The organism is Sphingobium sp. SCG-1, assembly GCF_002953135.1.
Classification (GTDB): Bacteria; Pseudomonadota; Alphaproteobacteria; order Sphingomonadales; family Sphingomonadaceae; genus Sphingobium.
Genome location: NZ_CP026373.1, coordinates 124,610 through 151,301 on the forward strand (window position 1 = coordinate 124,610; position 26,692 = coordinate 151,301).

General features: G+C 60.7%; 28 protein-coding genes and 3 pseudogenes. 14 read left to right on the top strand and 17 right to left on the bottom strand.

What is annotated here, in order from left to right; translation table 11 throughout:
• Nucleotides 1-36 precede the first annotated feature (36 nt).
• Both C1T17_RS20360 and C1T17_RS20365 read left to right on the top strand, forming a co-directional pair.
• Entirely contained in the window at nt 37-1,422 is a 1,386-nt protein-coding gene (locus tag C1T17_RS20360; protein ID WP_104955480.1) for an OmpP1/FadL family transporter, read from the top strand.
• A gap of 245 nt (nt 1,423-1,667) precedes the next feature.
• Nucleotides 1,668-2,522: an alpha/beta fold hydrolase gene (locus C1T17_RS20365; RefSeq protein ID WP_104955481.1), complete on the top strand. Its 855-nt coding sequence runs from the start codon at nt 1,668-1,670 to the stop codon at nt 2,520-2,522.
• A 123-nt stretch (nt 2,523-2,645) separates the two neighbouring features.
• On the opposite strand, the gene C1T17_RS20370 is transcribed toward C1T17_RS20365, so the two are convergent.
• Nucleotides 2,646-3,416 (bottom strand): IclR family transcriptional regulator, encoded by a 771-nt coding sequence (locus C1T17_RS20370; protein ID WP_189338619.1) that lies wholly within the window; start codon nt 3,414-3,416, stop codon nt 2,646-2,648.
• 365 nt (nt 3,417-3,781) lie between these two features.
• Between C1T17_RS20370 and C1T17_RS20375 the strand changes: the two genes are divergently transcribed.
• From C1T17_RS20375 to C1T17_RS22050, 3 genes are all read left to right on the top strand, one after another.
• Nucleotides 3,782-4,726 carry an acetaldehyde dehydrogenase (acetylating) gene (locus C1T17_RS20375; RefSeq protein WP_104955483.1) on the top strand — a complete coding sequence of 315 codons (945 nt, stop codon included), beginning with the start codon at nt 3,782-3,784 and terminating at the stop codon, nt 4,724-4,726.
• Nucleotides 4,723-5,781 carry a 4-hydroxy-2-oxovalerate aldolase gene (dmpG, locus tag C1T17_RS20380; protein ID WP_104955484.1) on the top strand — a complete coding sequence of 353 codons (1,059 nt, stop codon included), beginning with the start codon at nt 4,723-4,725 and terminating at the stop codon, nt 5,779-5,781. Before C1T17_RS20375 ends, dmpG begins: the two co-directional genes overlap by 4 nt.
• Nucleotides 5,782-5,979: 198 nt before the next feature.
• Nucleotides 5,980-6,483: a recombinase family protein gene (locus tag C1T17_RS22050; RefSeq protein ID WP_317617074.1), complete on the top strand. Its 504-nt coding sequence runs from the start codon at nt 5,980-5,982 to the stop codon at nt 6,481-6,483.
• Nucleotides 6,484-6,517: 34 nt separating this feature from the next.
• Here the strand turns inward: C1T17_RS22050 and C1T17_RS22055 are convergent, their stop codons facing one another.
• Nucleotides 6,518-6,658: a hypothetical protein gene (locus tag C1T17_RS22055; RefSeq protein ID WP_317617075.1), complete on the bottom strand. Its 141-nt coding sequence runs from the start codon at nt 6,656-6,658 to the stop codon at nt 6,518-6,520.
• A 28-nt stretch (nt 6,659-6,686) separates the two neighbouring features.
• Here C1T17_RS22055 and C1T17_RS20390 point away from each other — a divergent pair, with 28 nt between their 5' ends.
• Nucleotides 6,687-7,238: a replication initiator protein A gene (locus C1T17_RS20390; protein ID WP_262982756.1), complete on the top strand. Its 552-nt coding sequence runs from the start codon at nt 6,687-6,689 to the stop codon at nt 7,236-7,238.
• A gap of 111 nt (nt 7,239-7,349) precedes the next feature.
• On the opposite strand, the gene C1T17_RS20395 is transcribed toward C1T17_RS20390, so the two are convergent.
• The 4 genes from C1T17_RS20395 to C1T17_RS20410 all read right to left on the bottom strand — a co-directional run bounded on the left by C1T17_RS20395 (nt 7,350) and on the right by C1T17_RS20410 (nt 9,425).
• Nucleotides 7,350-7,763: a GFA family protein gene (locus C1T17_RS20395; protein WP_104955485.1), complete on the bottom strand. Its 414-nt coding sequence runs from the start codon at nt 7,761-7,763 to the stop codon at nt 7,350-7,352.
• Nucleotides 7,764-7,867: 104 nt separating this feature from the next.
• On the bottom strand, nt 7,868-8,152 hold the full coding sequence (locus tag C1T17_RS20400; protein ID WP_104955486.1) for a ribbon-helix-helix domain-containing protein: 285 nt from the start codon (nt 8,150-8,152) through the stop codon (nt 7,868-7,870).
• A complete protein-coding gene (gene parA / locus C1T17_RS20405) occupies nt 8,149-8,802 on the bottom strand; it encodes a ParA family partition ATPase (protein WP_104955487.1) in 654 nt (217 codons plus the stop codon). Before parA ends, C1T17_RS20400 begins: the two co-directional genes overlap by 4 nt.
• 74 nt (nt 8,803-8,876) lie before the next feature.
• The gene (locus tag C1T17_RS20410; protein WP_104955488.1) at nt 8,877-9,425 is read right to left on the bottom strand and encodes a recombinase family protein; all 549 of its coding nucleotides are present in this window, start codon (nt 9,423-9,425) and stop codon (nt 8,877-8,879) included.
• Nucleotides 9,426-9,612: 187 nt separating this feature from the next.
• Here C1T17_RS20410 and C1T17_RS20415 point away from each other — a divergent pair, with 187 nt between their 5' ends.
• Together C1T17_RS20415 and C1T17_RS20420 are read left to right on the top strand one after the other, a co-directional pair.
• On the top strand, nt 9,613-10,098 hold the full coding sequence (locus tag C1T17_RS20415; RefSeq protein ID WP_145959052.1) for a hypothetical protein: 486 nt from the start codon (nt 9,613-9,615) through the stop codon (nt 10,096-10,098).
• Nucleotides 10,099-10,365: 267 nt separating this feature from the next.
• A complete protein-coding gene (locus C1T17_RS20420; protein WP_104955490.1) occupies nt 10,366-10,647 on the top strand; it encodes a helix-turn-helix domain-containing protein in 282 nt (93 codons plus the stop codon).
• A 204-nt stretch (nt 10,648-10,851) separates the two neighbouring features.
• Here the strand turns inward: C1T17_RS20420 and C1T17_RS20430 are convergent, their stop codons facing one another.
• The 6 genes and pseudogenes from C1T17_RS20430 to tnpB all read right to left on the bottom strand — a co-directional run bounded on the left by C1T17_RS20430 (nt 10,852) and on the right by tnpB (nt 14,496).
• Nucleotides 10,852-11,349: a hypothetical protein gene (locus C1T17_RS20430; RefSeq protein WP_104955491.1), complete on the bottom strand. Its 498-nt coding sequence runs from the start codon at nt 11,347-11,349 to the stop codon at nt 10,852-10,854.
• Nucleotides 11,350-11,363: 14 nt separating this feature from the next.
• A complete protein-coding gene (locus C1T17_RS20435) occupies nt 11,364-11,618 on the bottom strand; it encodes a CopG family antitoxin (RefSeq protein WP_104955492.1) in 255 nt (84 codons plus the stop codon).
• Complete coding sequence (locus C1T17_RS20440) at nt 11,605-11,901, bottom strand: BrnT family toxin (protein ID WP_104955493.1); 297 nt, start codon at nt 11,899-11,901, stop codon at nt 11,605-11,607. Before C1T17_RS20440 ends, C1T17_RS20435 begins: the two co-directional genes overlap by 14 nt.
• Nucleotides 11,902-12,183: 282 nt before the next feature.
• A pseudogene (locus tag C1T17_RS20445) lies at nt 12,184-12,402 on the bottom strand (Tn3 family transposase); the annotation flags it as partial.
• 100 nt (nt 12,403-12,502) lie between these two features.
• On the bottom strand, nt 12,503-14,143 hold the full coding sequence (gene tnpC, locus C1T17_RS20450; RefSeq protein ID WP_104955568.1) for an IS66 family transposase: 1,641 nt from the start codon (nt 14,141-14,143) through the stop codon (nt 12,503-12,505).
• 71 nt (nt 14,144-14,214) lie between these two features.
• Nucleotides 14,215-14,496: an IS66 family insertion sequence element accessory protein TnpB gene (gene tnpB / locus C1T17_RS20455; RefSeq protein ID WP_104955494.1), complete on the bottom strand. Its 282-nt coding sequence runs from the start codon at nt 14,494-14,496 to the stop codon at nt 14,215-14,217.
• Nucleotides 14,497-14,679: 183 nt separating this feature from the next.
• Here tnpB and C1T17_RS20460 point away from each other — a divergent pair, with 183 nt between their 5' ends.
• Nucleotides 14,680-15,915, top strand: coding sequence for a tyrosine-type recombinase/integrase (locus C1T17_RS20460; RefSeq protein ID WP_104955495.1), 1,236 nt, complete (start codon nt 14,680-14,682; stop codon nt 15,913-15,915).
• Complete coding sequence (locus C1T17_RS20465) at nt 15,909-16,652, top strand: tyrosine-type recombinase/integrase (RefSeq protein ID WP_104955496.1); 744 nt, start codon at nt 15,909-15,911, stop codon at nt 16,650-16,652. Before C1T17_RS20460 ends, C1T17_RS20465 begins: the two co-directional genes overlap by 7 nt.
• On the opposite strand, the gene C1T17_RS20470 is transcribed toward C1T17_RS20465, so the two are convergent.
• Entirely contained in the window at nt 16,636-17,205 is a 570-nt protein-coding gene (locus C1T17_RS20470) for a recombinase family protein (RefSeq protein WP_104955497.1), read from the bottom strand. The two genes, C1T17_RS20465 and C1T17_RS20470, sit on opposite strands and share 17 nt — an antisense overlap.
• Before the next feature lie 138 nt (nt 17,206-17,343).
• On the opposite strand from C1T17_RS20470, the gene C1T17_RS20475 reads away from it, so the two are divergent.
• The 3 genes and pseudogenes from C1T17_RS20475 to C1T17_RS20485 form a co-directional block, all read left to right on the top strand.
• Nucleotides 17,344-20,301, top strand: a complete 2,958-nt coding sequence (locus tag C1T17_RS20475) for a Tn3 family transposase (protein ID WP_104955498.1) — start codon at nt 17,344-17,346, stop codon at nt 20,299-20,301.
• 87 nt (nt 20,302-20,388) lie between these two features.
• The gene (locus C1T17_RS20480; RefSeq protein ID WP_104955499.1) at nt 20,389-21,519 is read left to right on the top strand and encodes a tyrosine-type recombinase/integrase; all 1,131 of its coding nucleotides are present in this window, start codon (nt 20,389-20,391) and stop codon (nt 21,517-21,519) included.
• Nucleotides 21,520-21,801: 282 nt separating this feature from the next.
• Nucleotides 21,802-22,146 (top strand): annotated as a pseudogene (locus C1T17_RS20485) (transposase); the annotation flags it as partial.
• A 235-nt stretch (nt 22,147-22,381) separates the two neighbouring features.
• On the opposite strand, the gene C1T17_RS20490 reads toward C1T17_RS20485, so the two are convergent.
• On the bottom strand, nt 22,382-23,407 hold the full coding sequence (locus tag C1T17_RS20490) for an IS110 family transposase (RefSeq protein ID WP_104955500.1): 1,026 nt from the start codon (nt 23,405-23,407) through the stop codon (nt 22,382-22,384).
• Nucleotides 23,408-23,472: 65 nt separating this feature from the next.
• On the opposite strand from C1T17_RS20490, the pseudogene C1T17_RS20495 reads away from it, so the two are divergent.
• Nucleotides 23,473-23,910: pseudogene (locus tag C1T17_RS20495) on the top strand (IS5 family transposase); the annotation flags it as partial.
• Nucleotides 23,911-24,058: 148 nt separating this feature from the next.
• Here C1T17_RS20495 and C1T17_RS22180 read toward each other — a convergent pair.
• From C1T17_RS22180 to C1T17_RS21470, 3 genes are read right to left on the bottom strand one after another with little or no spacing between them, the layout of a single operon-like run.
• On the bottom strand, nt 24,059-24,886 hold the full coding sequence (locus C1T17_RS22180; RefSeq protein WP_104955501.1) for a DUF983 domain-containing protein: 828 nt from the start codon (nt 24,884-24,886) through the stop codon (nt 24,059-24,061).
• Nucleotides 24,771-26,375 (bottom strand): phosphoenolpyruvate carboxykinase, encoded by a 1,605-nt coding sequence (locus C1T17_RS20505; protein ID WP_104955502.1) that lies wholly within the window; start codon nt 26,373-26,375, stop codon nt 24,771-24,773. Before C1T17_RS20505 ends, C1T17_RS22180 begins: the two co-directional genes overlap by 116 nt.
• The gene (locus tag C1T17_RS21470; protein WP_189338621.1) at nt 26,372-26,509 is read right to left on the bottom strand and encodes a hypothetical protein; all 138 of its coding nucleotides are present in this window, start codon (nt 26,507-26,509) and stop codon (nt 26,372-26,374) included. Before C1T17_RS21470 ends, C1T17_RS20505 begins: the two co-directional genes overlap by 4 nt.
• Between the last annotated feature and the right edge of the window lie 183 nt (nt 26,510-26,692).

Genomic DNA, 26,692 nt, shown 5'->3' on the forward strand with positions numbered 1-26,692 from the left:
GTCTTGCGATGAGAAACAAAAAAAGGGAGAGGGAATATGAAAATCAAAACCACGACGGTACTGGTTCTTCTTGCAGCTGGCACAGCTTCGCCGGCTTGGGCAACCGACGTTTTTACACTGGAGGGATTTGGCGCGATCTCACGCGGCCTGGGCGGTGCTGCTGTCTCGCTTGACGTAGGGCCTGCTGGTATCATGAGCAATCCAGCAACTTTATCACTTTCAACAGACAATCTGGATCCCGACTCAAATTCTCAGCTGCTCATCGGTCTCGACATGGTAGCCACCAATATCGATGCTTACAACGATGCCACCGGAGCAAAAGCCGCCTCACACACGCATTCACGCAATCGTGGGCCATATTTCGCCCCGGAGCTAGCGTATATCAGGCGCTCGGGCAAATTTACCTTCGGGATCGGCGCGTTTGCGCTTGGTGGTCTTGGGACCGAATATGGGAAGAGCAGCTTTCTTTCTAACGGACTTTCGGGTGCGCCGACGGGTCTGGACAACTCAAGCCGCATGCTGGCCTTGGATATTCCTGCCGCGGTGAGCGTCAAAGTAACCGACCGGCTGACGATCGGTGGTTCGATCGATGCGGTGTGGATCGGGCTGAACCTTGGCCTACAACTCCAGGCCGATCAGGTGGGATCGCTTATCGGCAGCGGAAGAGTCAGTGGTAGCCTCGTACCGGTGCTTGGTGGGATTCCCGGTCTCGACGCCGCCCACTTTGGCTTAACCCGGAATAATCACCTACTTAACGGCGTAGACGGCTGGGGCCTCGGAGGACGTGTTGGCTTCACCTACAAGCTGACGCCCTCCACAACGATCGGCGGCGCATATAATTTCAAAACCGATGTCGCAGATCTGAAAGGTCCTGCGACACTTACGGCAGTGTCGACTATCGCCGGGCAAATCCCGCTCACCGGCAGGATCCGTGTCCGCGACTTTCAGATGCCTGCGCGGCTTTCCGTAGGTGTCACTCAGAGATTTGGCGCTCAGCTCTTGATCACTGCTGAGTATCAACGAGTGTTCTGGAAAGATGCCATGAAGAATATCAATGTCGGATTCGAAGCCGACGCCGGGGGAGACATCAACGTGCTCCTCCCGCAGAACTACAGGAACCAGGACATTGTGGCAATTGGCGGGGCCTATGAAATGGGTCCTATGACGTTCCGCGCAGGCGCGAGATTTGCCTCTCAAGCAACGCCGGGCGCCACGCTTCTGGCGGTTGTTCCCGGCATCCCGAAATATCATGCGTCGGCCGGCATGACTTACAAACTTGGCAAGCGCCAAGCCATCGACTTCGCATATTCACATGCCTTTAAGGAAAGGGTATCGAACGATGGCCTACCCAATACCTCACAGCCGCTCAGCGTGACACATTCCCAGAACAACCTTTCGATTGGCTACAGACTGAGCTTCTAGGAAGACGCAGCACAACCGTGATGACAGGGTAGTTCGAAAATGACTGCGGAACAAAAATAGAGCGGTTATGGATTACTGCGTGATCGATAACCGCTCACTCCAGCGGTTAACGTGCGAAGCGAGCGCCGAGCCGTCGGCGCCAAACCGGACGTGCGACGGTGGCGGAAACGCACCGATCCGGTTCGGTGCGATCTAAGCTTCTTGGGGCGACATGGCTCGCAGGGGTGGAAAAAGGGAATTTCAGGTTGAACAAGCTTAACCCTGAAGTCGGTAAGAACGTCGTGGTCAATGGCCTACGCACAAACGTTCATGACGTTGGCGCCGGGAGTCCGGTCGTCCTCATTCACGGGTCGGGCCCGGGCGTTACCGCTTGGGCGAATTGGCGCCTCGTTATACCCGAATTAGCAAAGGGACGCCGCGTCATAGCACCAGACATGGTCGGCTTCGGATATACCGATCGTCCATCAAGTATCACTTATAATCTCGAAACCTGGCTCACTCATATTGTAGGTCTTCTCGACACCCTGGAGATTGCCAGCGCGGATATAATTGGCAATTCGTTCGGTGGGGCGCTGGCGTTGGCGCTCGCGATCCGTCATCCCGAACGCGTTAATCGATTGGTTTTGATGGGATCCGTCGGTGTCCCCTTCGAGATAACTGAAGGGTTGGACGCCGTATGGGGCTATGAGCCCTCCATCCATAACATGCGTCGCATCATGGACTTCTTCGCGTTTAACGAGGGGCTCGTCAATGATGACTTGGCCGAGCTTCGCTATCGCGCGAGCATGCAAACGGGTGTGCAGGATGCCTTTGCTGCCATGTTTCCAGCACCACGGCAGCGCTGGGTCGATGCTCTTGCGAGTGCTGACGAGGATATTCGCATGCTCAAACACTCGACGCTCATTCTGCATGGCCGGGATGATCGTGTTATCCCCTTGGCGACGTCACTCCGCTTAAACGAACTGATCTGTGATTCACAACTCCATGTGTTTGGCCGTTGCGGTCATTGGACCCAGATTGAGCATGCGAACCGTTTCACGCAGATCGTCGACCTATTTCTGGCCGAGGACCGACGAATGGATTATTTTGCCATTGAGTAAAAGTAGGATCGCGGTTGTCCAAAGCTTCTATTGCGCCTATTTCGAATCCGGTTCCGAGTTGCGGTAGATCACAGCCCAACTCCGGCAGAGGATACTCTCTGATCGAGGTTTGGGGGAAAGAGTTCAAAGAAGTGTTGCAATTTCCTCTGCGCATCTTCTCAGTGCTGAAATTATATTGCTATCCTTACCCATTGAAACGATCCCGTAACGGGAAAAGGATATGGCAGCTACAGGCTTGCGGCCAGGTCGGCCGAGCGGAACGGCGAGACAATGCAAGTGATCTGCCGCCTCTTCATCATCTGACGCCCAGCCTTGATGCCTCACTGCGACTAGGCATTTTTCCAGATCGTTTGGCGATGTTATGGTGTGCTGGGTGAAGGGCACAAAAGGACCATCTGCTAGATAAGCCTCAATGTAGTCTGCGGGGCGATTTGCAAGGAGAACCTTTCCGATCCCGGAGCAATAAGCCTCCAACTGACGGCCTTCTTTAGTGAAGTCAGGGCCCTCCATTACGTGGCTCGTCTTGACCAGATATGTCACCATTGCGTTCTGGAGAACGCCGAGGTGCGCCGAGCCGCCATGTGCATCCGCCAAGCGTTGAAGTGGCGAGCGTGCTATTGAGATGAGATGCTCGTTGAACTGTCCTGTGGCTTCCAGTTCTGCCAACGTAATGCCGAGTGAATACCGACCATGGCCGACGCGGGTGATCATTCCTTGCCGTGCGAGTTCACCGAGCAGTCGATGCAATGTTGTCCGAGGGATGGCAAGATATCTCGCAAGTTCGGAAATTCGTGATTGACCACCGTCGTCTGCGATCAGCCGAAATAGATCCAAACCCTTTGCCAGGGCTTCGACGCCGTTTCGTTCTTCCGACCGCCTGAACCGTTCCATCATATGGGCCATATCTAGCGCCGGAGTTTGTGCCCTGCAACGCCCGAGTATACAGTGCGGGAGCACCGCCCAAGAGCCGGCGTGAAGGGAGACGATGTTGAATACCCTCCTGTTTGGTGAGGTAAATCGGAGTCGCTTGTTTTTCGTCGCGCGAGCGCCACGGATGCGAGCAAATAATTGCGAACGGCCAAGGCATTGCGAAATGCGCTGGCGATCCTGTCAGGTATCGACCGCATAATCAGAACTACGTCAAAGCAGGCGTCGGCAAAGCCATTCGTGGGCAGGGTCGCGACATGGTCCCGATGAAGCATCAAGTTTAGAAATATCAGCGGTGCCTGGCCGTTCATAACCATACAAGGAGACGCCAGATGGCAAAAACGAAGGTAGCGATTATCGGCTCAGGCAATATCGGTACAGATCTCATGATTAAAATCATGCGGATGTCCGAGATTCTAGAGATGGGATGCTTTGTCGGCGTGGATCCTGAGTCTGATGGCCTTAAGCGTGCCGAGCGACTAGGCGTGCCGATCACGTCATCGGGCATTGAAGGGTTGCTGGCCATGCCTGGGTTCGACGATATCAAGATCGTGTTTGATGCGACTTCGGCGGGTGCGCACGAGAAACACGATCGAATCCTCAGAGGACTTGGCAAGACGATCATCGATCTGACCCCGGCCGCTATTGGCCCATTTACGATCCCGGCCGTTAACGGTATGGACAATCTTGACGAGATCAATGTCAATATGGTCACCTGTGGCGGTCAGGCAACGATTCCAATGGTTGCTGCAGTCAATCGCGTCTCGCCTGTCATCTATGGTGAGATCGTCGCGTCAATTGCTTCCAAGTCTGCGGGTCCCGGAACTCGTGCGAATATTGACGAATTTACCGAGACAACTAGCCAGGCGATCGAACGCGTGGGCGGTGCCAAGCGCGGTAAGGCCATCATTGTCCTGAATCCCGCCGCACCGCCCCTCATTATGCGTGACACCGTGTACTGCTTGGTTGGTCCAGAAGCTGACACCGACGCCATCGAAGAGTACGTGCTGCAAATGGTGAAGGAGGTGCAGTCCTATGTACCCGGTTATCGACTCAAACAGGACGTACAATTCGAAAGTATCGGAAACAATGCCCCGGTCAAGATTCCGGAAATGGGTGGCGAGTTCACCGGTACAAAAGTATCTATCTTCCTGGAGGTCGAAGGCGCGGCACATTATTTGCCAGCCTACGCAGGAAATCTCGATATTATGACGTCGGCGGCTTTCAGGACCGCTGAGCGTATCGCCAACCGCCATTATCAGAAAGAAGCAGCATGACCGATACTCTTTCGACGGCCTGCATCCCCGAAGGCAAGCTGTACATCCAGGACGTTACCCTGCGTGATGGCATGCATGCGATCCGTCATCAATACGGACTGGATCATGTTCGCGCGATTGCCAAGGTGCTTGATACCGCCAAGGTCGATGCGATTGAGGTTGCGCATGGCGATGGTCTTTCGGGATCCTCGTTCAATTACGGCTTTGGCGCGCATACTGACTGGGATTGGATCGAAGCGGTCGCCGAAGTCCTTGAGCATAGCATTCTCACCACCCTACTTCTGCCAGGCATCGGCACGGTTCATGATTTGAAGCAAGCGTATTCCTTGGGCGTGCGCTCGGTGCGTATTGCGACCCACTGCACAGAAGCCGATGTCTCACGTCAGCACATCGAATATGCCCGCAGCCTGGGGATGGACGTCTCGGGCTTTTTGATGATGAGCCATATGAGTGAGCCCGAAGCCCTCGCTAAGCAGGCAGCGCTGATGGAATCCTACGGCGCCCATTGCGTCTATGTCACCGACAGCGGTGGCGCGATGTCCATGCGCGACGTGGCGGAACGACTACAGGCCTATGATCGGGTTCTCAAGCCGGAAACTCAGCGCGGTATTCATGCCCATCACAACCTCAGCCTCGGTGTTGCTAACTCGATCTCAGCAGTCGAGAATGGCGCAGTGCGTATCGACGCTTCCCTTGCTGGTATGGGAGCGGGGGCTGGAAACGCGCCGCTTGAGGTATTCATCGCTGCAGCAGACCGATTGGGCTGGAATCACGGAACTGACCTGTTCGCTCTGATGGACGCTGCGGAGAATCTCGTTCGGCCCCTGCAGGATCGACCAGTGCGTGTCGACCGCGAGACTCTAACACTTGGGTATGCCGGAGTGTACTCGAGCTTTTTACGCCATGCCGAAAAGGCTGCTGCTGAACATGGCCTCGATACGCGCGCGATTCTGGTCGAACTTGGCCGCCGGAAAATGGTGGGGGGTCAAGAGGATATGATCGTGGACGTCGCCCTGGATCTTGCCAGGTCCGCAGAGGCGGCAGAAGCGATGTGAAGGGCGGCGCTAGCCGTAGCGCCGCCTCCCAAGCCGTTTGAAACTCCTTTGGAAGCGTGATTGGCCAGGAAGGTCGTTTTTAGACACTCGAACACGGCGCCGTGGCACGCGCCCATCGCGACCGACGGTCGCGATGGGCGCGAAAGGGCCGGTGCGTCGGACAAATGCCTCGCAGGCAAAACGTGGAGGGAACACCACATGGCTGGTCATAAGACCGACGTCGGTGCGAAATATGCCGTGCCTGAAGGCTCGGTTTATCTTTCCGGTAATCAGGCCCTTGTCCGGCTGCCGATCGAACAGGCGAAACGTGATGCAGCTTTGAATCGTAACACGGCCGGTTTCATATCTGGATATCGTGGCTCGCCTCTAGGCCATTTGGATCAAGACTTCAAAGCTGTCGAACCGCTTCTCAAGGAAATCGACACTTCGTCCGCCGCTGGCGAACTGATTTTTCATGTGTTCGGCTCGATCGCGCATTTCGAGCGACGTTTGATCGCCGAACGCACGAAGGACGGCATCGCCGCCGCGCGCGCCAAGGGCAAGTTGCCAGGACGCCGTCCGCTCGGCCCGGAAAAGGCGAGCGCGGCGCTCAAGCTCGTCGAAGCCGGGGTGTCGCCCACCGAAGCCGCGCGGCAACTCGGCCTCGGCCGCGCCACCATCTACCGGGAAATGGCCCTAGCTGGCGTGCGGCGAACCGCTTGAAGGCGCGTCCGTACCCGTTCTCACCTAACGCAATTCAGAACACATCCGTTGCGATGACCTCTACCGGCTGATGGCCGACGCTCTCACCCGCCTGCGTGGAACCACCGTGCGGACCAACATTCAGACCTGTGGCGTTGAGGAAACGCGGATTTTCGGCTTGATTCGAGGAAGCCAAGATCACCCGCAAGGCCTTCGATGGCCGGATGCTCGATCTCGAAATCACCCTGTCGGAATGGGTTTACTGCTCCGTCATCAGCAAAAACGTCCTCACTCTCCACCGGGACTATTTTCGGCTCCGCAAGCCGTTCGAGCGGCGCATGTATGAGCTGGCCCGCAAGCATTGCGGAATGAAGGACGAATGGAAGATCGGACTGGAGCTTCTACAGAAGAAATGCGGCTCCAACAGCCCGCTCCGGGTTTTCCGGGCGTTGGTCAAGAAGGTCTGCGAGCATGACGCCGCCCACGGCCATTTCCCGGACTGTGCCGTCACGATGGCCGATGACGTCATTCTGTTTCGCAATCGCTCCGGCCTCAAGGCAAAGCCCGATCCTGTCAGCATCGCCAACGATTCGCCCTACATCGACCCTGAAACCATGCACGACGCCAAAACCGCCGCGCCGGGATATGACGTTTACGCGCTTTACGACGAATGGGTGTCGTGGTGGCACGACATGGGCAAGCCCGAACTCAAAAGCCCCGCCGGTGCCTTCATCGGCTTTTGCAAGAAACGGCATGAACGCAAGCCAATGCGCTGATCCGCTACTTATCCCGGTAAGCCGTCATGTTCACATGCAAACATTTAACTCTGAGTGTCCAACGCGACTGGCTGACAGGCTGCTTTTGGCGCGCAATACCTGAAAGCGGGCCTACAAGTGCCGCACCTCATCGGGTTCATTTTGCCAAGCATCATTAAGACCATCGGCGCAACGGATAGGCGCGGCCAGCAGATCTTGGGGCGAAAGGTCATCGAGTGCAGCTACGTGCACCATAACGAAATGACCGCCTAGCGTTGGCATATTGCCATCGTTGTGTGTGGCAATACCACATCGCTTGCAGAAGCGATGGTGCTGCTCGCCCCAGTCACCTGACCTTCCGTAGTCCCCAAGAGCATCGGAGCCAGTCAGAAGTCGGAAATCGCTAAGCTCCATCGGAGCGGTCTTCCACATCCTTTGCTTCCAGCAAAAAGTGCAGTTGCACTTGCCTGTGCCGTTGGCGAGGTCGATGTCGGCCTCGAAAGTGACTGCCTTGCAGTGACAGCTTCCGTGGTAGGTCTTTTTCAAGGCGCGCTCCGTGTTTTCGCTTTCTTCTGGTCGGAAGATAGCTTCATCGCCCGCTGTGGTCTCTATAGCTACTACAATGTTTGCATGTGAACATGCTTACTTGCCTAAGGACTTTCCCCCATCTTGCGGAGCCAGTCGTTAAACGCGTCGCCCATTGCGTCCTGTAGGCTCATGCCGTTCTTGCGAGCGGTCATGTGCATGGCGAACGACATTTCGGGGCTGAAATAGCCCGTCATGCCCATCTTGCCCTGACGGCTCGGCGCGGTCGGGCTGCTGGTTGTGCTGGTGCTGTTGGCTGCCGCCGGAATGGTCGCCGCCTTGCCTGGCGCTTCGGGTGTTGGTGCGGGTTCGCGGTCTCGAAGCGCGAGCAGTGATCCTTTGCGGCTCATGCGGCGTTCCTCCGTTTCTTAGATGCTTGCATGTTTACATGCTGACATGCCCACTTGGAAAGTTCACGCACTTCCTCAGCGGCTTTGCCATTGGGTTCGATCTCCATGGCGGTCTTGCCCTCAGCGGCTGCGTGACGAAACGCGGCTCGGTCGGCAATGATATAGGGGCAGGTTTCAAGGCCGTAGCCCTGCACTACCTGGGCGGCTTCATCATACATGCGCGGGGCGGTTGGGCTGCCGGCGGTGAAGATCACAAAGGCGGGCTTGCCGCGCATCTTCACCAGGCTGGCCGTTGTTTGCACGGCAGCAAGATCGAAGGCGCTCGGTCGGCATGGGATTAGAACCAAGTCGGCGGTTTCAACGGCGGCACTGGCGGCGCTGTCGGCATGGGGCGGGGTATCGATCACGATAAAGTCCGCGCCCTGGGCTGTAGCCTGCTCGATCTTGGCGGCAAGGCGAGGGGGCGCGCTGTCGATCACCACGGGCGGGGCATCTTTTCGCCACGCTGCCCATTGACTGGCCGTCGCCTGCGGATCGAGGTCAATCACTAGGGCGGTATGGCCCACATCCTCTGCGGCGGCTGCCAGGTGAAGGGCGAGGGTGGTTTTCCCTGCGCCACCCTTCTGGCTGATTATAGCGATTGTTGGCATGTGGCCCCCCCTTCATGTTCACATGTTTGCATGTGACCATAAAGCTCTAATTCGCCAGAATAGTAAAGAGGACGCTACCGCGCGACGAGCCGCGATATGGTTGCCTGGCTGACATCAAACGGCGCGGCGACGGTGCGCTGCCTGTCACCGGCAGCCAGCCTATCCAACGCCTCTGCCTGCTGATGTGGGGTGAGGGCCGTCTTACGTCCAAATTTTACGCCACGCGCTCTAGCCTGGATACGACCTGCGGCTGTGCGCTCGGTGATCCGCTCTCGCTCCCAGCTCGCCGCGATCCCCAGTACCGCGATTATCACCTCGGCAAATTGCGATGTCGTATCCACCATCGGCTCGGCCAGCGAACGGAAGCCAGCCCCGGCCTCCTTCACCGCATGGAGGATCTTCAATAGATCGCGGGTATTGCGGGCAAGGCGGTCGGTCGCCGTCACCATCAGAACGTCGCCATCGTCCAGCGCGCCGATCGCGCGCTTAAGCTGGGGCCGCTCGACCGTCGCGCCGCTGATCTTCTCGCGGTAGATTTTCACGCACCCGGCAGCGGTAAGCTGGGCGAGCTGTTGGGCCAAGTCCTGGCCGGTGGTTGAGACGCGCGCATAGCCGTAGATCATGGCCGGAATCGTGCATCAGATTTTTGCATCAGGAAAGGGACTGGTTTTCTTAGGGTTTCGATCTGATGCAAAACTTGTGATTTCTGCATTGGACGCCGCGACATTTGGAGACCGGATTAATCAATTTTATACCGGGAAGCTCTATGGTGAGCTCTGTAGCTAATTAATTTAGCGCCGGGCGATGATCATGAATATGAAATTGGCGTTTAATCACGACGACGTTCGTACCAAAGCTACCCGTCTCAAGGGCCTGCTTGGCCAGGACGTTCGGCCTGACGTCCAGCAACTTGCGTCCGCGCGTTGGGCTTTCGCCAGCGCCCTGATGCAGCTTCTCGCGACAAAAGAACGTTACATCTACACAAAATTGGAGCTAGATGAACGACCTGAGGTCAATCGGTATTTTGATAGATCGAAAAAAGATTTGCGGCGCCGGTTCGACGCATACATCGATCATATGCAAAAATGGCCGTCCTCTGATACAATAAACTGGTCAAGTTACCGCAAATCAGCAATTGATGTCGTCGATCTATTCCTGGTGAGATTAACATTAGAAGAGACGGAATTATTTAAATTTATCGAGAAAATGGAAATTGATGTCAGTCATCCTTGCATGGCAATTTCTAATTGGACCCGATACGCCTTCCAGATGAAGGACAACATTGCTGTCATGTAGTTGAACATACATCCATTCCGTTTGCTTCCCGCTCTCGGCTTGTCTAACGTACAACCCTGATGCGCTCACCGAACATCTTTTCATGAGCCGGCTCAATAATGGCGCTTGGTCGAACCGTCGCCCTGGTCGAGTTGATCGCTATCCACTCCCACGCCCCATCATTTCCTGCTCCTGCTCTGCCATGACGGGATTGTCCCGGTGAAGATTCTAGGCGATCGTCTGAACGACAATACAAATGGGTATAAGGCATGGAGGAAGGAATAGGTGATGGAAGTCCAGACTTTCGATAGCGTCCTTGACGCACTGGCCGACACCCCGGCAGAGGCCGCAAACATGAAGGCGCGCTCCGAACTGCTATCGGCCCTGAAAAGCCGTATCCGCACCTGGGACATGCGGCAGGGAGCAGCAGCGGCCCGCCCTGGCATCACGCGCTCTCGGCTCAACGAGCTGCTGCGTGGAAAGCTCGGCAAATTCTCCCTCGATGCGCTGGTGAACCTTGCTACGGCATCCGGTCTGACACTGGAAATCAGGATCGCGGGAGCGGCCTGATGGTGCCGATCGACGTGGACGCTGCGCACCCGGGTGCGGGCGATTGACTATCTGCGCGGCACGCCGGACGAGGTGGCGCTATGGCGCGAGGACATGGCTGAATCCGCGAAAACCTCGCCATTGAAGACATAATCCTCTCGGCCGACGAGGATGCCATGTTCGCGATAATGCCGTCGATCATCCTCACACTCTACGAGCCGAGAACTACCGCTCCCGCTCTGACTGCGGTGCCCTGATGCGCCTCGGAAACATCTCTTCATGGATCGGCTCCACCACCGCCGCTACGCCCTTCTCACTGCTCCGCACTTTACCCGGCTCGAACACCCGGCCCTGGTCGAGCTGATCCGCGATCCACTCCCGTACCCGCGCATTCTCGCGCGCTACGCCTTCAGAATCGCCCTTATGCAACTTGCTGGCAATCGCCTGGGCCACCACATAATTTCCCTGCGCCGAGCGTAGCTCCGGGTCGGCCGCCGCTTCCTTGTCGGTGGCCTGCCTGAACCTGTCGCCCAAGGCCAGTGCGCGACCGACGCCGACACCCGAAGCGCCGGCACTGCCGGCGACAAGCTGGGCTAGCGTCTCGCCCATGGCGTCCACCTTGCACTGAATCGCCTCGACCTGGCCTGCCAGATTCTCCACCGCCGCCAGCACTGCCCGCTGGGTCGCCAGCAGCGCCATCACCGGATCGTCGCTGTCATCCATGATGTTCGATCGCCTTAACGGTGCAGCGCCTGCTCCAGAGCTTGGCGAATGAACCGCTGATACGGCATGCCCTTGCTGGCCGCTGTCGCCTTGACCTGTTCCAGCAATTGCGCGGGCAGCCGCATATTGACCCGCGCGTCCTTGCTGCCGAACTCAAACCGCGTGGGCGTGAGCGCAGAAAGATCATAGCCGGTAAGATCGGCCGAATCCACGAAATCCTCGGCTTCCTCATCGCTGGACAACAGCGGAAGGGGTTTATCCTTGCTCATAGTGCTGCACCTCCTTGGCGTGCATGTAACGGGCGCTGATCGGGCGGATGTATCTGGCCCCGTTCCGCTCGCGCCAGGTAAAGGCCAGAAACACATGTCGTCCGCTGCTGGCGCGGCCGATCGCCAGAAAGCGCGTCTCCACCGTAGAATGCGCGGCATCTGGCCCTATGGACGGCGTACCGGCGAACACGCTTTCGATTTCCGCCAACGTGACACCATGCTTCTGGCATTTGGCCTGGTTGCCTTCGTCCCAATCGAAGCCAGCGACAGTTTTGCTATCCATGATGAAGAATGGCGTCTGTATGTACGTTTGTCAACCCTGACGCCATTACCGTTCGCGGCCCCTGTCCCGTTCCTTCGAGCGATCCCGCTTCCGATCGCGCTCGGCCTGGTCGTGATCCGACCCGCCGCCCTTACTCCCCATGCGCGATGCAATGCGATCGGCGGCGCTCCCCGGCTCCGGGGGGGTCCTTATCCCGCTTTACGCGCTGCGCCGTCGCCTCCGCGATCCTCGGCCTGGCTACCCCATGCCGGGGGCGGGTGAGAGGATGTTCGGAAACGTACGCTAAGCGTCGCGGCCGGTCTGGTGAAGACGGAGCGGCCTGAACCGTTCGCGGGGTTTGTCCATCTCGCTCCACAGATAGTCGCCGGTGAGGCCGATGTGCTCCCAGCCCAGCGGGGCTACATGGGCGAGTAGTTCGTCCGGCACCTCGACACCGCTGGCGCGCAGATGCTGAACGGCGCGGCCGAGATAGACGGTGTTCCACAGCGTGACGGCAGCCGAGCTGGCAAAGGTCAGGGCAACCCTCCCGAAGCGCAAGCCCATATAGATTTGGTTCCAGGATGAGGGTAAGCATCTGCGGAAGGCCGCGGGATGAAGGTTTTCAAGCAGCGAGCGCGGTTCCCGACTTCGACCAGTTCCATGGCAGGAGGTCATCGAGGCGGTTGGCGGGATGGTCTGCGATGCGTGCGAGGATATCGGCGAGCCATGCCTGCGGATCGACATTGTTGAGCTTTGCGGTGCCGATCAGGCTGTACATGATGGCGGCACGCTGGCCGCCGCGATCCGAACCGCAAAACAGCCACGACTTGCGGCCCAGACACACGCCGCGCAGGGCGCGCTCGGCAGCGTTGTTGGTGATGCAGACCCGCCCATCACCGAGGAAGCGGGTGAAGACATCCCAGCGGCGGAGCATGTAGTTGATGGCCTTGGCAAGGTCATGGTTGCGGGAGAGTTTGTCCCTTTGCTCGGTTAGCCAGGCGTGGAGATCGTCCATCAGCGTAGCCCTATGCTGTTGGCGGGCGGCGAGACGCTGGTCGGCGCTCTTGCCATTGATCGCCCGCTCGATGTCGAACAGAGCATCGAGCCGCTGCACCGCTTCGAGCGCTATCGGGTAGATCTGGCCGGTCCGCTCGCCCCGGCTCTTCTTGCGTGCCGCGCCCTCGACATCCGCCAGTTCGAAGAATTTACGACGCGCGTGGGCGAAGCAGCCAGCTTCGAGAACCGGTCTGGGCTGGCGACCGGCGAGATATAGCTCGCCATAGCCGCTATAGGCGTCGGCCTGCAGGATGCCGGACCATGTCGCGAGATGTGCCTGGGGGTGTTCGCCCCGCCGGTCGCGCGAATAATGGAACAGCGCGGCAGGCGGCGCCGGCCCACCGAATGGGGCGTCGTCCCGGACGTAAACCCACAATCGGCCGGTATCGGTCTTGCCCTTGGCGAGTACCGGCACGGTGGTATCGTCGCCGTGCAATCGCTCGGCCGCCAGAAGGTGGGCCTCGATCCGCCGGTACAGCGGCATGAGCGCTGCTGACGCCGCGCCGACCTGATCGGCCAGCGTCGACAGGCTCAAGGGCACGCCTTCGCGGGCGAAACGCTCGGCCTGGCGGTTGAGGGGCTGGTGCTGTCCATACTTCTCGAACAGCAGCATCGCGAGGAAGCTGGGACCGGCCCAGCCGCGCGGCACGACATGGAACGGTGCCGGCGGCTGTGTGATCTGCTCGCAATCCCGGCACGAGAACTTCTCGCGCACGGTCTGGACGACCTTCCACTGGCGCGGGATCACCTCCAGCGTCTCGGTGACGTCCTCGCCGAGCTTTGATAGCCGGGTGCCGCCGCAGGCCGGGCACGAGCAGGGCGCGGGAAGAACGACGCGCTCACGCGGCAGATGCTCGGGAAACGGCTTGCGTGCCGGACGCTTGCGCTCGAATGCGGCGACGCTGGTCGCCTTGGTCGCAATCTCGGCGGCGAGTTCGTCTTCGCTGGCGGCCGCTTCCAGCTCTTCGAGCTGCAACTCAAGCTGGTCGAGAATCCGCCGGGTCCGCTCGGCGTGCGGCCCGAACCGTTCGCGCTGCAACTTCGCGATCTGGAGTTTGAGATGCGCAATCAGGGCTTGGTCATCCGAAGCCCTGGCCCTTGCGCCAGCCAGTTCCGCCTCGGCCTGATCGGCCCGTGCGGTCACGGCCGCGAGCGCCGCCTTGAGGGCTTCGATATCGTCCGGAATGCGCGAAATGGTAGCTTCCATGGCCACGATGGAATCATAGAAAACCGCTATCATGAAGCGAAAAATGCAGCTCCGGCGAAGAAAATCCTCGCCTATCCGGCGCTCGCCGGACGCCAGCTGACTTGAGGGTTACGCCAGTCGATCCCCTCCAGCATGTAGCCCAATTGTGCTGGCGTGAGGGCGATCGCACCACCATCGGTCGACGGCCAGCTGAACCGCCCGCGCTCCAGCCGCTTGGCGTAAAGCGACATGCCGATCCCGTCGTGCCAGATGATCTTGATCAGTCCGCCGGCACGCCCGCGAAAAACGTAAAGATCGCCCGCATGCGGATCCCGCTTCAGATGTTGCTGCACCAGCAATGCCAGCCCCTGCATCCCCTTGCGCTTATGTGGAGCACCACATAAGAGGAACTATGCGCCGACCATGATTATGCAGAGTCGGCGAGTTCTCGGCCAAGATTCGGCTACCTTTCTCGTCGGTTAGGTCCGGCTAGGTCGTCACCGATCACCGCATAACTATGATCCCTTGTGATGTCGAACATGACAAGGAGAGTAAAAATGCGCGAGGAAGATCATTGTCGCTGGTTTCTTGATCCCGGTCCGCTGGCACCGTGGATCGACCGGTTCGGTGCGGAACTGGCCGGCCGCCACTATTCACGGTTGACCATCTCAGGCTACACCGATGCAGCCCGGCACTTCGCTGCCTGGGTCAACAGCACATCGACGCCGATCCAGATGGTCGATGCCGGTTCGCTTCGGCGTTTCGCCGACCATCGTTGCGAGTGTTCCGGTGGGCGGCGATGGCCGTGCATCTCGACCAAGTATTTCCGGCGCGCCAAGCGCTTCTATACCTTTCTGCAGGATATTGGTGTTGCGCCAGCACCCGTCTCGCTGCCCTCGGCTCCGGCCCATCCCTTGCTTGACGACTATCAGCGATGGTTGCGCGTTCACCGCGGGCTATCAGAGCGGACGATTGCTCGTCATCGCCGACTCCTGACCAAGCTGCTGCCGGCGCTCGGTGGGGCGACCCACGATTATAACGCGGCTCTGATCCGCGGCGTGGTGCGGGAGTGGCGGGAGCGAACGGGTCCCGCGGACCTCAGAACGATAACCAGTGCGCTGCGTAGCTATTTGCGCTTCCTGGCCACCGCAGGCCTCTGCCGGCCCAACCTCGATCATGCCATCTCGGCCGTTGTGCAATGGCGGCTTTCGTCATTGCCGCGATACCTGTCGGCGAACGATGTCGAACGTGTCGTCGCTTCGTGCGATCAGCTCTCCAACGGTCGGCTCCGCGACCGGGCGATCCTGCTTCTTCTGGCGCGCCTGGGGCTTCGGGCTGGCGACGTCGCCACGCTGAAGCTTCAGGATCTCGATTGGACGGCCGGCATGCTGCATGTGAGCGGCAAGGCCCGGCGGCAAGTGCGTCTGCCGCTTCCGCAGGACGTCGGCGACGCCGTCCTGGCCTATATCGAGCAGGAGCGGCCTCGCGTCGGAGAGGAGACTGTTTTCCTCACGATGATTGCCCCATACAAGCCGTTCGCGATATCGAGCTCTATCTCGACTATTGTCGCCCATGCCTTGAAGCGGGCGGGGATTACGGATGCCCCGTCGACGGGGGCGAGCCTACTTCGTCATTCCGCTGCAACCGCCATGCTGAGATCCGGCGCTACGCTCGAAGCGGTGGGCACGGTCCTGCGGCACCGCTCGCTCGATATGACCGCGCACTACGCGAAGGTGGATATAGCCATGCTTGAGCGGATCGCTCAGCCTTGGCCGGGAGAGTTGGCATGCTGAGCAAGCTCCTCGCCGACCACACGGCACTCCAACAGGCGCTTGGCTTCAAGTTCCGAACCCCGGGCATCCTCCTTCGCAACTTCGTCGCCTACGCTGAGGAACGAGGCGACCGCCATGTCATGAAGGCGCGCGTACGAGAGTGGGCACTCCTTGCGCCTTCTCCGGAGCAGCGCCGGAACCGCCTGTTGGCGGTGCGTCGCTTCGCGATCGCGCTGCATGCGGAAGATCCGCTCAACGACGTGCCATCCGCTGATCTTTTCGGGCGGGCGGCGCACAGGCGGCGCGCTCCCTTTATCTATCACCAGGCCGATATCCGACGACTGATCGATGGCGCATTATCGCTCGGGCCGATTGGATCGATCAGGCCACGCACGTACAGCACCATGTTCGGATTGATCGCGGCAACCGGCATGCGCGTTTCGGAGGCGATTTCCTTTCGCCTTGCGGATGTGACTGATGACGGGCTGATCATCTCCCAGACCAAGTTCAAGAAGAGCAGGTTGTTGCCGCTTCATCCGACGACCAGGCAGGCCCTGGACCGCTATTTGGTGGAGCGCATGACGGAGACGACCCAGAGCGACGCGCTGTTCATTTCGCATCAGGGAACGCCCCCGGCTTACCCAACGGTTGTGACCGTCTTCCTGCAAGTCGCCCGCGCGATTGGGGGTCACTACACGAAAGTGCGTTTTGCGTACGCCAAGGGAGAACGGGCCGGGAACATCACGTCTCGACGGTAGTGACGGTCTGCTCGAGGGCCTTGTAGAGGGCGGTTTTGCCGATTTTCAAGCGAGCCGCGGCCTCACGGACGGTGAGGCCCCCCGCAATATGTGCCCGAGCTTTACGTAGCTTGTCGGGTGTGACGACGGGCCGGCGACCGCCCTTGCTGCCGCGCTCGCGTGCGGCACGTAGACCGGCTTGGGTGCGCTCGCGGATCAGGTCGCGTTCGAACTGCGCGAGGGAGCCGAAGATGTTGAACACCAGCATTCCCCCCGGCGTGGTGGTGTCGATATTCTCGGTGAGCGAGCGGAATCCGATGTCGCGCGCCGCCAGTTCGCCGATCTTGTCTATAAGGTGGCTCATCGAGCGGCCGAGCCGATCAAGCTTCCACACCACCAGCGTGTCGCCGGAGCGCAGATAAGCCAGCGCTGCAGCAAGACCGGGCCTGTCGGTCCTGGCGCCCGACGCCTGATCGTCGAAGAACCGTTCGCATCCCGCTCGCTCCAGTGCATCGTGCTGGAGCGAAAGCTTCTGGTCGGGGGTAGAGACCCGCGCATAGCCGATCAGCGCCATGGGCTGCTCAATAGTGTCCGTTTTCCCATCATCATGTGATCTTGTCCGAATCGCCATCAAAGGTCCAGAGTTGACGGACACATTCCCAGTGACCGTCCAACGGACGTCTGACGGACAGCGACATGGAGGGGTTCGACCTTGGCCAGAAGACACCTGCTAACCCGCGAGATGCTTGCGGGCCATTATGATCCGTCGCTCGATGAACGCGAGATCGCGCGTCACTTCACCTTGACCCGTGACGACCTCGAACTGATCGCATCCCGGCGTGGCGACGCCACCCGCCTCGGCTATGCGATGCTGATGCTGTATCTGCGCTGCCCGGGGCGCGTGCTGGAAGCCGGCGAAGCGCCGCCCATGACGATCCTCGCGTTCGTGGCCAGTCAGTTGGATGTGTCGCCCGCGTCATGGCGCTGCTATGCCCGCCGCGACGAAACGCGTCGGACGCACCTCGCTGACCTATCGCGGCGCTTCGGTCATCTCGTTTTCAGTCGCGCGGATTTCCACGCGCTGGTCGCATTCGCCATGCCGATCGCGCAGACTGTCACTCAGCCCACGCGACTTGCCGACATCGTCATCGACGAGATGCGACGCCGGCGATTGCTGTTGCCGCCCGTGACGGTGATTGAGGCGATCGTGCGACGGGCGCGGCAGCAGGCCGGAGATCTGGTCCATGACGTACTCGCCGGGGATCTCGGTGAACCCGAACGCGCACGCCTTGACGCCCTCTTGTCGCGGCGCGACGACAAAAGCGCAACCTGGCTCTCATGGCTGCGCAACCCGCCCCTGTCGCCGGCACCGCGCAATATCCTGCGACTGATCGAACGGCTCAACTATGTTCGTGCGCTGGGCCTGGCGGGCTCGCGCGCCGCGACTATCCCGCAGACGGCATTCAACCGGATCGCGGACGAGGCGGCGCGCATCACGCCGCAGCATCTGGCGGAACTGCCCGACCGGCGCCGTCATGCGATCCTTGCCGCTGCCGGTATCCGGCTTGAGGAAAGCCTGACCGATGCGGTGCTGACGATGATGGACAAGCTCCTGGGGAGCATGATGCGCCGGGCAGAGAATCGGACCAAGGACAAGGCGATCGGTACGATCCGCTCATTGCAGGCGCAGCTTCGCCTGCTCACCGGCTCATGCCGGACCTTGCTCGACGCGCGGGCGCGAGGCGTCGATTCTCTTGCCGCCATCAGTTCGATCGACTGGGAAAGGCTGGGAACGGCGGTCATGGACGCCGAGTTGCTGATCGCGCCGGAAACGATCGACCGCACGGCCGAACTGATCGAACGGCAGCGCTCGCTGCGCTCCGTGATCGGGCCGTTCCTCAACGCCTTCGAGTTTCGCGGGGCCGGTGCGGTGCAAGGCTTGCTCGATGCGGTTCGGCTGATCGCCGACATTTATCGCACCGGACGACGGCGCCTGCCCGACAACCCGCCGCTCCGCTTCGTGCCGCCGTCATGGCGGCCGTTCGTGCTGCGCGATGGCGTGGTCGTCCGCGCCGCCTATGAGCTGTGCGTTCTGACCCAACTGCGCGACCGGCTGCGCGCCGGCGACATATGGGTGGCGGCGAGCCGCCATTATCGTGCCTTCGACAGCTATCTCCTGCCGCCTGCAACCTTCGATGCAATGCGCGCGCGAGGACCGCTGCCGCTGGCGATCGATACTGATTTCGACAGCTTCGTCGCCGGTCGCCGCGCCAGCCTCGACACCGCGATCGAGCGGGTGACGATCCTCGCCCGGCAGGGAGAGCTGCCCCAGGTGCGCCTTGACGACAATGGCCTTGTCGTATCCCCGCTCAAGGCGATCACGCCGCCGGATGCAGAGAAGATGCGTCGCGTTGCCTATGATCGGCTGCCGCGCGTGAAGATCACCGATCTCCTTTTGGAGGTCGATAGCTGGACCGGCTTTTCCGAGTGCTTCACCCATCGCCGCTCCGGTCGCGTGGCGGATGACCGCAACGCGCTCCTGACCGTGATCCTGGCCGATGGCATCAATCTCGGGCTGACACGGATGGCCGAGACCTGTCAGGGGGCGACCCTGCGCCAGCTCGCCCATCTTCACGACTGGCATATCAGCGAAGCCGCCTATGGCGAAGCCCTGGGACGATTGATCGATGTCCACCGCACCGTGCCTTTGTCCGCGCTGTGGGGCGACGGCACCACCTCTTCGAGTGACGGCCAGCTCTTCCATGCGGGCGGGCGCGGCGCCGCGATCGGCGACATCAATGCGCGCAACGGCAATGAACCCGGCGTCAGCTTCTACACCCACGTCACGGACCAATATGATCCGTTCGCGAGCCGCGTGATCGCGGCGACCGCCGGCGAGGCTCCCTATGTTCTCGACGGGCTGCTATACCATGCCACCGGCCTGTCGATCGAAGAGCATTACACCGACACCGGCGGCGCATCCGATCATGTGTTCGGCCTCATGCCCTTCTTCGGCTACCGCTTCGCGCCGCGCCTGCGCGACCTGAAGGACCGGCGCATGCATCTGCTGCCGGGCCAGGAAGCCGGGCCGCTGCTGGCCGGCATGACCGGCGATCCCGTCGCCATCGGGCATGTCGCCGCCCATTGGGACGAACTGCTTCGTCTCACCACCTCGATCCGCAGCGGCACCGCCACTGCTTCGGCGATGCTGCGCAGATTGTCCGCTTACCCGCGCCAGAACGGACTGGCTCTGGCCTTGCGCGAGGTCGGGCGGATCGAGCGCTCGATCTTCATGCTCGATTGGCTGCGCGATCTCGACCTGCGCCGGCGCACCCAGGCCGGGCTCAATAAGGGCGAGGCCCGCAACGCGCTCGCCCGCGCGCTCTTTTTCAATCAGCTCGGCGAGCTGCGCGACCGGCGGTTCGAGAACCAGACCTATCGCGCCTCCGGCCTCAGTCTGCTCGCCGCGGCCATCATCCTGTGGAATACCCGCTATCTCGAACAGGCGGTCGGGGCGCTGGCGATCCCGGAAGATATCACGCGTCACATCGCACCGTTGGGATGGGAGCATATCTCGCTCACCGGCGACTATCGCTGGAATGTCGAAAGCCGCCCCGATCCAGGCCAGCTTCGCCCGTTGCGCACGCCATCATCGCTCCTCGCGGCTTGACGAGGCTTCCCGTTCGCTAAAGGTTCTCGCCTAGCGTACGTAAAATGCACTTTCGTGTAGTTACCCCTTTCCTGGGCGGTGGTGAGGATGCACGCGGTCGCGCGCATCGTCGTCAACGAACCGCTGATCGCCGCGTACCAGGCTGCTTCTTCGCCGCACAGCATCCGCGCGCTCAAGTCCGACCTCGAGGCGTTCGACCTCTGGTGCCGTCGCCAAAACCGCATATCGCTGCCCGCGACCCCCGAAACCGTGGCCGACTATCTCGACGCGCGCGCCGAGAAGGGGAGCAAGCCCGCGTCGCTCGGCCGCTACAAGGCATCAATTGCCAAGATCCACCTGCTGCTCGACCTTAAGGATCCGACGCCAGCGTCATTGGTCGAGCTGCGCTTGGCGGCGATCCGCCGGCGTCTTGGCACCGCGCAGAAGCAGGCGCGGCCGCTTCGGTTTAAAGGGCCGGTGCGCAACGTCGAGCGCGATGAACCCCGGGGCCTCAATGTGCGCGCCTTGCTCGAACACTGCGCAGTAGATCTGCCGGGTCTTCGCGATCGCGCGCTGCTCTCAGCTGGCTATGACACCGGGCTGCGCGCCTCGGAGCTGGTGGCGATCGAGGTTGACCATATCATCGAGGCGATCGATCCCGACGCGCGGCTGCTCCGCATTCCGCGCAGCAAGGGCGATCAGGAAGGCGAGGGGGCGACGGCCTATCTCAGCCCCCGGTCGGTGCGTGCAATCGCGGCGTGGTTGGAGGCGGCGGGCATCGAGAAGGGGGCGGTGTTTCGGCGCGTGAATGTGCGCCGCTACAGGGCGAAGGCGGCGGTGCGCGGTCGGTCGATCGACAGCATCTCCGCACGGGAGGCGTGGGATCTCCGCAAGACGCTGCCGAAGCGGGCTGTGCCAGCGCGGGTCGAGTATGATGTGGGGGAGGGGGCGCTCCATCCCGCGTCGGTCGGGCCGATCTATAGGTCGATGATCCGGCGGGCCTTCGACGCCGGTGCGCTGGCCGACCTGACCACGGATGATCTCGCCCTGCTGCTCAAGGGGATCAGCGCGCATTCGACACGGGTGGGGCTCAACCAGGACCTGTTTACGAGCGGCGAGGACCTCGCCGGAATCATGGATGCGCTGCGGTGGAAGTCGCCGCGTATGGCGCTCGCCTATAATCGCAACCTTGCAGCGGAACAGGGGGCTGCGGGGCGCCTCATGTCCAAGCTGGAATAACGCCTCGCGGTTCTTTCGCCTGTCAAAGATCGCGGTCGGTCACGCAGCATTCAACAGATCCTTTCGCGCTTCGGTGGTAGGGTTGCTCCGGCGAAACTCTTTCGACGTTTCGTCGAAGAAGCCAATTAGCTGCCGCGATTTGGCAGCTTACTGCCCCCAGCGCCGTTCCAACCTGTGCACGACGGTGTCGACGAGAACGAGTTCGTTGGGACTCGTCGCTAGGGTCAGGACCCATTGATGTGAGTGTCGCGATCTGATTCAGGCTCCGTGAGGAGACCGGGAATGAGCGAACTGTACTGGCTGACGAATGAGCAGATGGCACGTCTGCGACCGTATTTTCCGAGGAGCCATGGCAAGCCGCGGGTCGATGATCGGCGGGTGCTGAGCGGCATCGTTTTCGTGAACCGCAACGGGCTGCGATGGCGGGATGCACCAAAGGACTACGGTCCGCACAAGACGCTCTACAATCGCTGGAAGCGCTGGGGCGAGATGGGCGTCTTTGTGCGCATGATGGAGGGTCTGGCTGCCGCCGAAGCGGAACCCAAGACCGTCATGATCGATGCGACTTATCTGAAGGCTCACCGCACGGCATCCAGCCTGCGGTTAAAAACGTATGGCTCGCCCCGTCGGCAAGCGGTTTGTGTCTGACGATCCGATCAGTCTGCTAAAACGTATCCGGCCTTTCGACGCGAGGTCGTTGGCCAAGATGGAGATCCGCGCGTTCTGGTCCTCATAAAGGGGCCGGCATCGAGTGCCATTTTTAGCCATAGGGTTCCAGGACACCGGTCGACTGTCAGGCCATCTGTCACTCACCTCCCGCAGACATCATCCGGCCGGTGCACACCGCATCGGCCGATCTCGTTCACGCCGCTTGCGCGACGGGTTCGTAGGTGCGTTCGTAACGCAGCAGCGCCCAAACGATGCGCGCCATCTTGGCCGCCAGCGCCACTACGACGGTGTTGGGGTGGGAGCGCGAAAGCAAGCCCCGCAGCCAAGCACCGAGCCGCGTATCGCTCTTGCTCATCGTCGGCAGCGACGCACGAGCGCCCTGGATCAGGTTCTTGCGCAGGTATCGGCTCCCGCGCTTGGTGATCCCGAGCAGCCGCGGCTTGCCCCCAGTGGTCGCCTGGCGCGGTACCAACCCCAGCCAGGCGGCAAGATCGCGACCCCGACCGAAGGTTCGGGCGTCTCCGACCGCTGCCACCAGCGCGGTCGCGTTGAGTGCACCGATGCCTGGAATGGTCAGCAAGCGTCGCGCCCGCTCGTCGGTCCGGACAGCCTCTGTAAACTCGGCATCAAGATCTGAGATCCGCTCATCAAGGGCGATCCAGCGCAGACGCATATCGCTGACGAGCCGGTGAATGCGAGGACCAAGCACTGGCTCGTCGCCATCCAGCATCTCACCCAATCGTGCAGCAAGCTTTGCGCGCCCTTGCGGAACGATGTAGCCGCGCTCGAGGAGAAGACTCCTGATCTGGTTCATCAGCGAGGTACGGTCACCGACGAGCTGATCACGAATGCGGTGCAACGTCTGCATATCGAGTTGCTCCTGGGTCTTCAGCTCCACAAACCGCATCGTCGGGCGAGTTGCCGCTTCCGCGATCGCCTCGGCATCGCGATCGTCGTTCTTCTGCGCCTTGACGTAAGGACGGACATATTCCGGCGACATCAACCGCACCGCATGGCCTTGTCGTGCCAGCGCCCGGCCCATGTGATGAGCGCCGCAGCAAGCCTCCATCGCCACGACGCAAGCCGGCAGGCTCGCCGCATAGGTGATGACGGTCTCGCGCCGCATCCGTCGTCGCACAACGACCTTGCCCGTCGCATCCAGCCCGACCACGCTGCAGCTGTTCTTGCCCAGATCAATCCCGAGAACCGATATGTCCATGACCTTCTCCTTCCTCAAACGAACCGATGTCACAGGATAACAACGGTTCGGATAAGGGGCGAGCCATCCATAAAGGGGGCCCAGACCGGCTGATCGGCCGCACCAAGGGCGGCATGAATACGAAGCTTCACGCAGTTACCGATGCGAATGGTCGCCCTTTGAGCTTCTTTATGACCGCTGGGCAGGTGAGCGATTACACCGGCGCAGCAGCTCTGCTGGACGACTTGCCAAAGGCGCAGTGGCTACTGGGCGACCGGGGCTACGACGCCGATTGGTTTCGAGATGCGTTGCAGGCCAAGGGCATCCAGCCCTGCATTCCGGGCCGAAAATCGCGGCTCGAACCGGTCAAATACGACAAGCGCCGCTACAGGCGCCGCAGCCGTATCGAAATCATGTTCGGCCGCCTGAAGGACTGGCGCCGCGTCGCCACCCGCTACGACCGGTGTCCAACCGTCTTCTTCTCCGCCGTCGCCCTCGCAGCCACCGTCCTCTTCTGGCTGTGACCAATGAGTCCTGACCCTAGAGCCTGGATAACTTGCGTGGCGTGCAGATGAAGTTATTTGGGTGGGTTATCCCGCTTCCTTGCTGCCTCGGCATTCGCTTTGTCGTGCGCCCTTCCTCCAGCGATCGTCACTGCGAAGAACAGTATCATCAGCAAAGTCGATAATATGACTGTCGCGACGATGGCCATCTATGTACCTTTCTCACCGCGTTACGCGCATGCAGTCGGCGGTGAGCTCCCATGCGCGCAACTGATCGAGATCCGCGCCGTAAGATCGGCGCTGGCGGGCCATGCTTGGCGACCCGAAACGAGGTGATGTTGGAGCAGTATGGGGAATCAGCCTCGGGGGCTGAAGCATCCGGACCGGCCACGTCCAACGTGACTGTGGAACGGCGATGCTCGAACCCGCCCATACGGTGCCACCACTGGAAGGCAATGACGCCCCCTTTCACCGGCTGGATCAGGCCGACGGCAAGGGCGATGATCGTCAGCATCCAGATCGCCAGTTGAACCCACATCGGTGGATGGAAAGCAACTTCGACCGACGTCATACCGGTCACGACGACGTGACCTATCACCAGAATGACGATGTAAGGCGGAAAGTCGTCCGCGTTGTGTAGGGTCCAGTCCTCCTGGCAAGCACTGCATTGCGCCACAGGCTTCAGGAATGAAGCGAATAGGGCAGCTCCACCGCATGCAGGGCATTGGTTGCGCGCTCCACGCCAAAGAGCCGACCATATCGTGGCAGGATCACTGGGAGGTTCGAAACTCTTGACCCGCGCGAGCCGAGGCCGGCGCGGCACACCCGTCAGTGGCCGACGCGTTGCGCTATCCGGTTGCCGATCGAAAGGGCTTGTGAAGTCAGGCATAGGCTCGTCCAGAGGGTGCCGCCTGGCGGACGCCCGCGTCCACGAACTCCTCAAACTGAGCGAAATTGCCAGTGAACAGGTCCACCAGCTTGCGGGCAGCGGCATCATAGGCCTCGGGGTCGCTCCACGTCGACCGAGGATCGAGCAGGGCTATATCGACGCCTAGTGCCGAAATAGGCACCTCGAAGCCGAAAAAAGGATCGCGGCGGTATTCCGCGGCTGTCAGATCGCCGCTCAGAGCTGCGTTCAGCAAGGCGCGCGTAACCTTGATCGGCATCCGGCTGCCAGTGCCGTACGCACCCCCCGTCCAACCGGTATTGACGAGCCAGCACGTCACGTGCCCGCGTGCGATCCGCTCCTTCAAGAGGTTGCCGTACACTGACGGGTGCCTGGGCATGAACGGCGCGCCGAAGCACGTCGAGAAGGTCGCTTCCGGCTCGGTCACGCCCACCTCGGTGCCTGCCACCTTGGCCGTGTAACCAGAGAGGAAGTGATACATTGCCTGTGCCGGCGTCAGGCGCGCGATCGGTGGTAAGACTCCGAACGCGTCCGCGGTCAGCATGATGATATTGCGGGGAACGGGTCCGATGTTGTCCCTGGATGCGTTCGGGATGAAACCGATCGGATAAGCCGCGCGTGTGTTCTCGGCCAAGGTAGCGTCGTCGAGATCGAGCGTCCGCGTATCGGGGTCCATCATGACATTCTCAGGCACGGTGCCGAACCGCCGCGTGGTCGCGAAAATCTCCGGCTCGGCCTCGGCCGAAAGCCCGATGACCTTCGCGTAGCAACCACCCTCGAAATTGAACACGGCGGTGTCCGACCAGCCATGCTCATCATCTCCAATCAGCGTACGCCCCGGGTCCGCAGACAGAGTCGTCTTGCCGGTTCCCGATAGGCCGAAGAATATGGCCGTATCTCCCTTTGGCCCGATGTTTGCCGAGCAGTGCATCGGCATCACCCCCGTGGGCGGCAGCTCATAGTTAAGGATTGAAAAGACCGCCTTCTTGATCTCGCCGGCATAGGCGGTTCCGCCAATTAACACCGTCTTGCGGTTGAAATCGACGGCGATCACTGTTCCGGAGCGACAGCCATGCCGTGCGGGATCCGCGCGGAAGGATGGCAGTGCGATGATGGTGTAGTCCGGCGCAAAGCTCGCCATATCTCCGGGGGAGGGGCGTACCAGCATCGTGCGGGCGAACAGGGAATGCCAGGCCAGCTCGGTTACGACACGTACCCCAATACGGTGCTCGGGCTGCGATCCGCCGTGCAGATCCTGGATATAGACCCGATCGAGTTCCGTAACGTGTGCGAGGAAATCGTCTTCCAGCTGCGTGAAAGCGTCGGGCGACATCGGCTGATTGATCGCGCCCCACCAGACGTTTTCCTCGGAAACGCGGTCGCGCACGATGAACTTGTCCTTGGGGGAGCGACCGGTATGAACCCCCGTCTCCACGACGAGCGGGCCTTCCGCAGCCAAACGACCTTCCTGGTGCCGCAGCGCCTCTTCAACAAGAAAAGGTATATTCGCGTTGTGGCTGATCTGAGCGCGCTGCTTGAAGAAGAAGCGCGATCCGGGTTCGGGAACAAAAGCGGTCATGCGCGCCCTCCTGAGACTGCTGAAAGCCAAGGCAGATCGTGCAAGGCACGCTTCTCGTCACGCGCGGCTTGTTCGAGCGCCGCGCCGAATTCGAACATCAATTCGGCTGCTTCGCCTGCGGTCAGGTCGATCACCGATACCTCCAAACTTGATCCGATCTCGATTGAGATCCTACGGCTGCCATCTTCCCTCGGGTGCGAACGAGGGTGAAGCTGGCAACGGCCAAGGCCTCTTGCGAACCCTTGGCAGTCCCGAACCTCAACGAGAGTCTTTCCAAAGACCGGTGCCGATCGGGTGTTCGACGCGCTTCGCAAACC

Excerpts from the sequence above, each read along its gene's own strand:
- C1T17_RS20420 (WP_104955490.1), top strand. The coding sequence starts at position 10,366 with ATGGAAGTCCAGACTTTCGATAGCGTCCTTGACGCACTGGCCGACACC.
- C1T17_RS20490 (WP_104955500.1), bottom strand. The coding sequence starts at position 23,407 with ATGGACATATCGGTTCTCGGGATTGATCTGGGCAAGAACAGCTGCAGC.
- tnpC (WP_104955568.1), bottom strand. The coding sequence starts at position 14,143 with ATGGAAGCTACCATTTCGCGCATTCCGGACGATATCGAAGCCCTCAAG.
- C1T17_RS20410 (WP_104955488.1), bottom strand. The coding sequence starts at position 9,425 with ATGATCTACGGCTATGCGCGCGTCTCAACCACCGGCCAGGACTTGGCC.
- tnpB (WP_104955494.1), bottom strand. The coding sequence starts at position 14,496 with ATGCAGGGGCTGGCATTGCTGGTGCAGCAACATCTGAAGCGGGATCCG.
- C1T17_RS20370 (WP_189338619.1), bottom strand. The coding sequence starts at position 3,416 with ATGATGGAACGGTTCAGGCGGTCGGAAGAACGAAACGGCGTCGAAGCC.
- C1T17_RS20360 (WP_104955480.1), top strand. The coding sequence starts at position 37 with ATGAAAATCAAAACCACGACGGTACTGGTTCTTCTTGCAGCTGGCACA.
- C1T17_RS20465 (WP_104955496.1), top strand. The coding sequence starts at position 15,909 with ATGCTGAGCAAGCTCCTCGCCGACCACACGGCACTCCAACAGGCGCTT.
- C1T17_RS22180 (WP_104955501.1), bottom strand. The coding sequence starts at position 24,886 with ATGATGCCGCTGCCCGCAAGCTGGTGGACCTGTTCACTGGCAATTTCG.
- C1T17_RS20440 (WP_104955493.1), bottom strand. The coding sequence starts at position 11,901 with ATGGATAGCAAAACTGTCGCTGGCTTCGATTGGGACGAAGGCAACCAG.
- C1T17_RS20435 (WP_104955492.1), bottom strand. The coding sequence starts at position 11,618 with ATGAGCAAGGATAAACCCCTTCCGCTGTTGTCCAGCGATGAGGAAGCC.
- C1T17_RS20375 (WP_104955483.1), top strand. The coding sequence starts at position 3,782 with ATGGCAAAAACGAAGGTAGCGATTATCGGCTCAGGCAATATCGGTACA.
- C1T17_RS20505 (WP_104955502.1), bottom strand. The coding sequence starts at position 26,375 with ATGACCGCTTTTGTTCCCGAACCCGGATCGCGCTTCTTCTTCAAGCAG.
- C1T17_RS20430 (WP_104955491.1), bottom strand. The coding sequence starts at position 11,349 with ATGGATGACAGCGACGATCCGGTGATGGCGCTGCTGGCGACCCAGCGG.
- C1T17_RS20415 (WP_145959052.1), top strand. The coding sequence starts at position 9,613 with ATGAATATGAAATTGGCGTTTAATCACGACGACGTTCGTACCAAAGCT.
- parA (WP_104955487.1), bottom strand. The coding sequence starts at position 8,802 with ATGCCAACAATCGCTATAATCAGCCAGAAGGGTGGCGCAGGGAAAACC.
- C1T17_RS20400 (WP_104955486.1), bottom strand. The coding sequence starts at position 8,152 with ATGAGCCGCAAAGGATCACTGCTCGCGCTTCGAGACCGCGAACCCGCA.
- C1T17_RS20470 (WP_104955497.1), bottom strand. The coding sequence starts at position 17,205 with ATGGCGCTGATCGGCTATGCGCGGGTCTCTACCCCCGACCAGAAGCTT.
- C1T17_RS22050 (WP_317617074.1), top strand. The coding sequence starts at position 5,980 with ATGGCTGGTCATAAGACCGACGTCGGTGCGAAATATGCCGTGCCTGAA.
- C1T17_RS20390 (WP_262982756.1), top strand. The coding sequence starts at position 6,687 with ATGCTCGATCTCGAAATCACCCTGTCGGAATGGGTTTACTGCTCCGTC.
- dmpG (WP_104955484.1), top strand. The coding sequence starts at position 4,723 with ATGACCGATACTCTTTCGACGGCCTGCATCCCCGAAGGCAAGCTGTAC.
- C1T17_RS20460 (WP_104955495.1), top strand. The coding sequence starts at position 14,680 with ATGCGCGAGGAAGATCATTGTCGCTGGTTTCTTGATCCCGGTCCGCTG.
- C1T17_RS20480 (WP_104955499.1), top strand. The coding sequence starts at position 20,389 with ATGCACGCGGTCGCGCGCATCGTCGTCAACGAACCGCTGATCGCCGCG.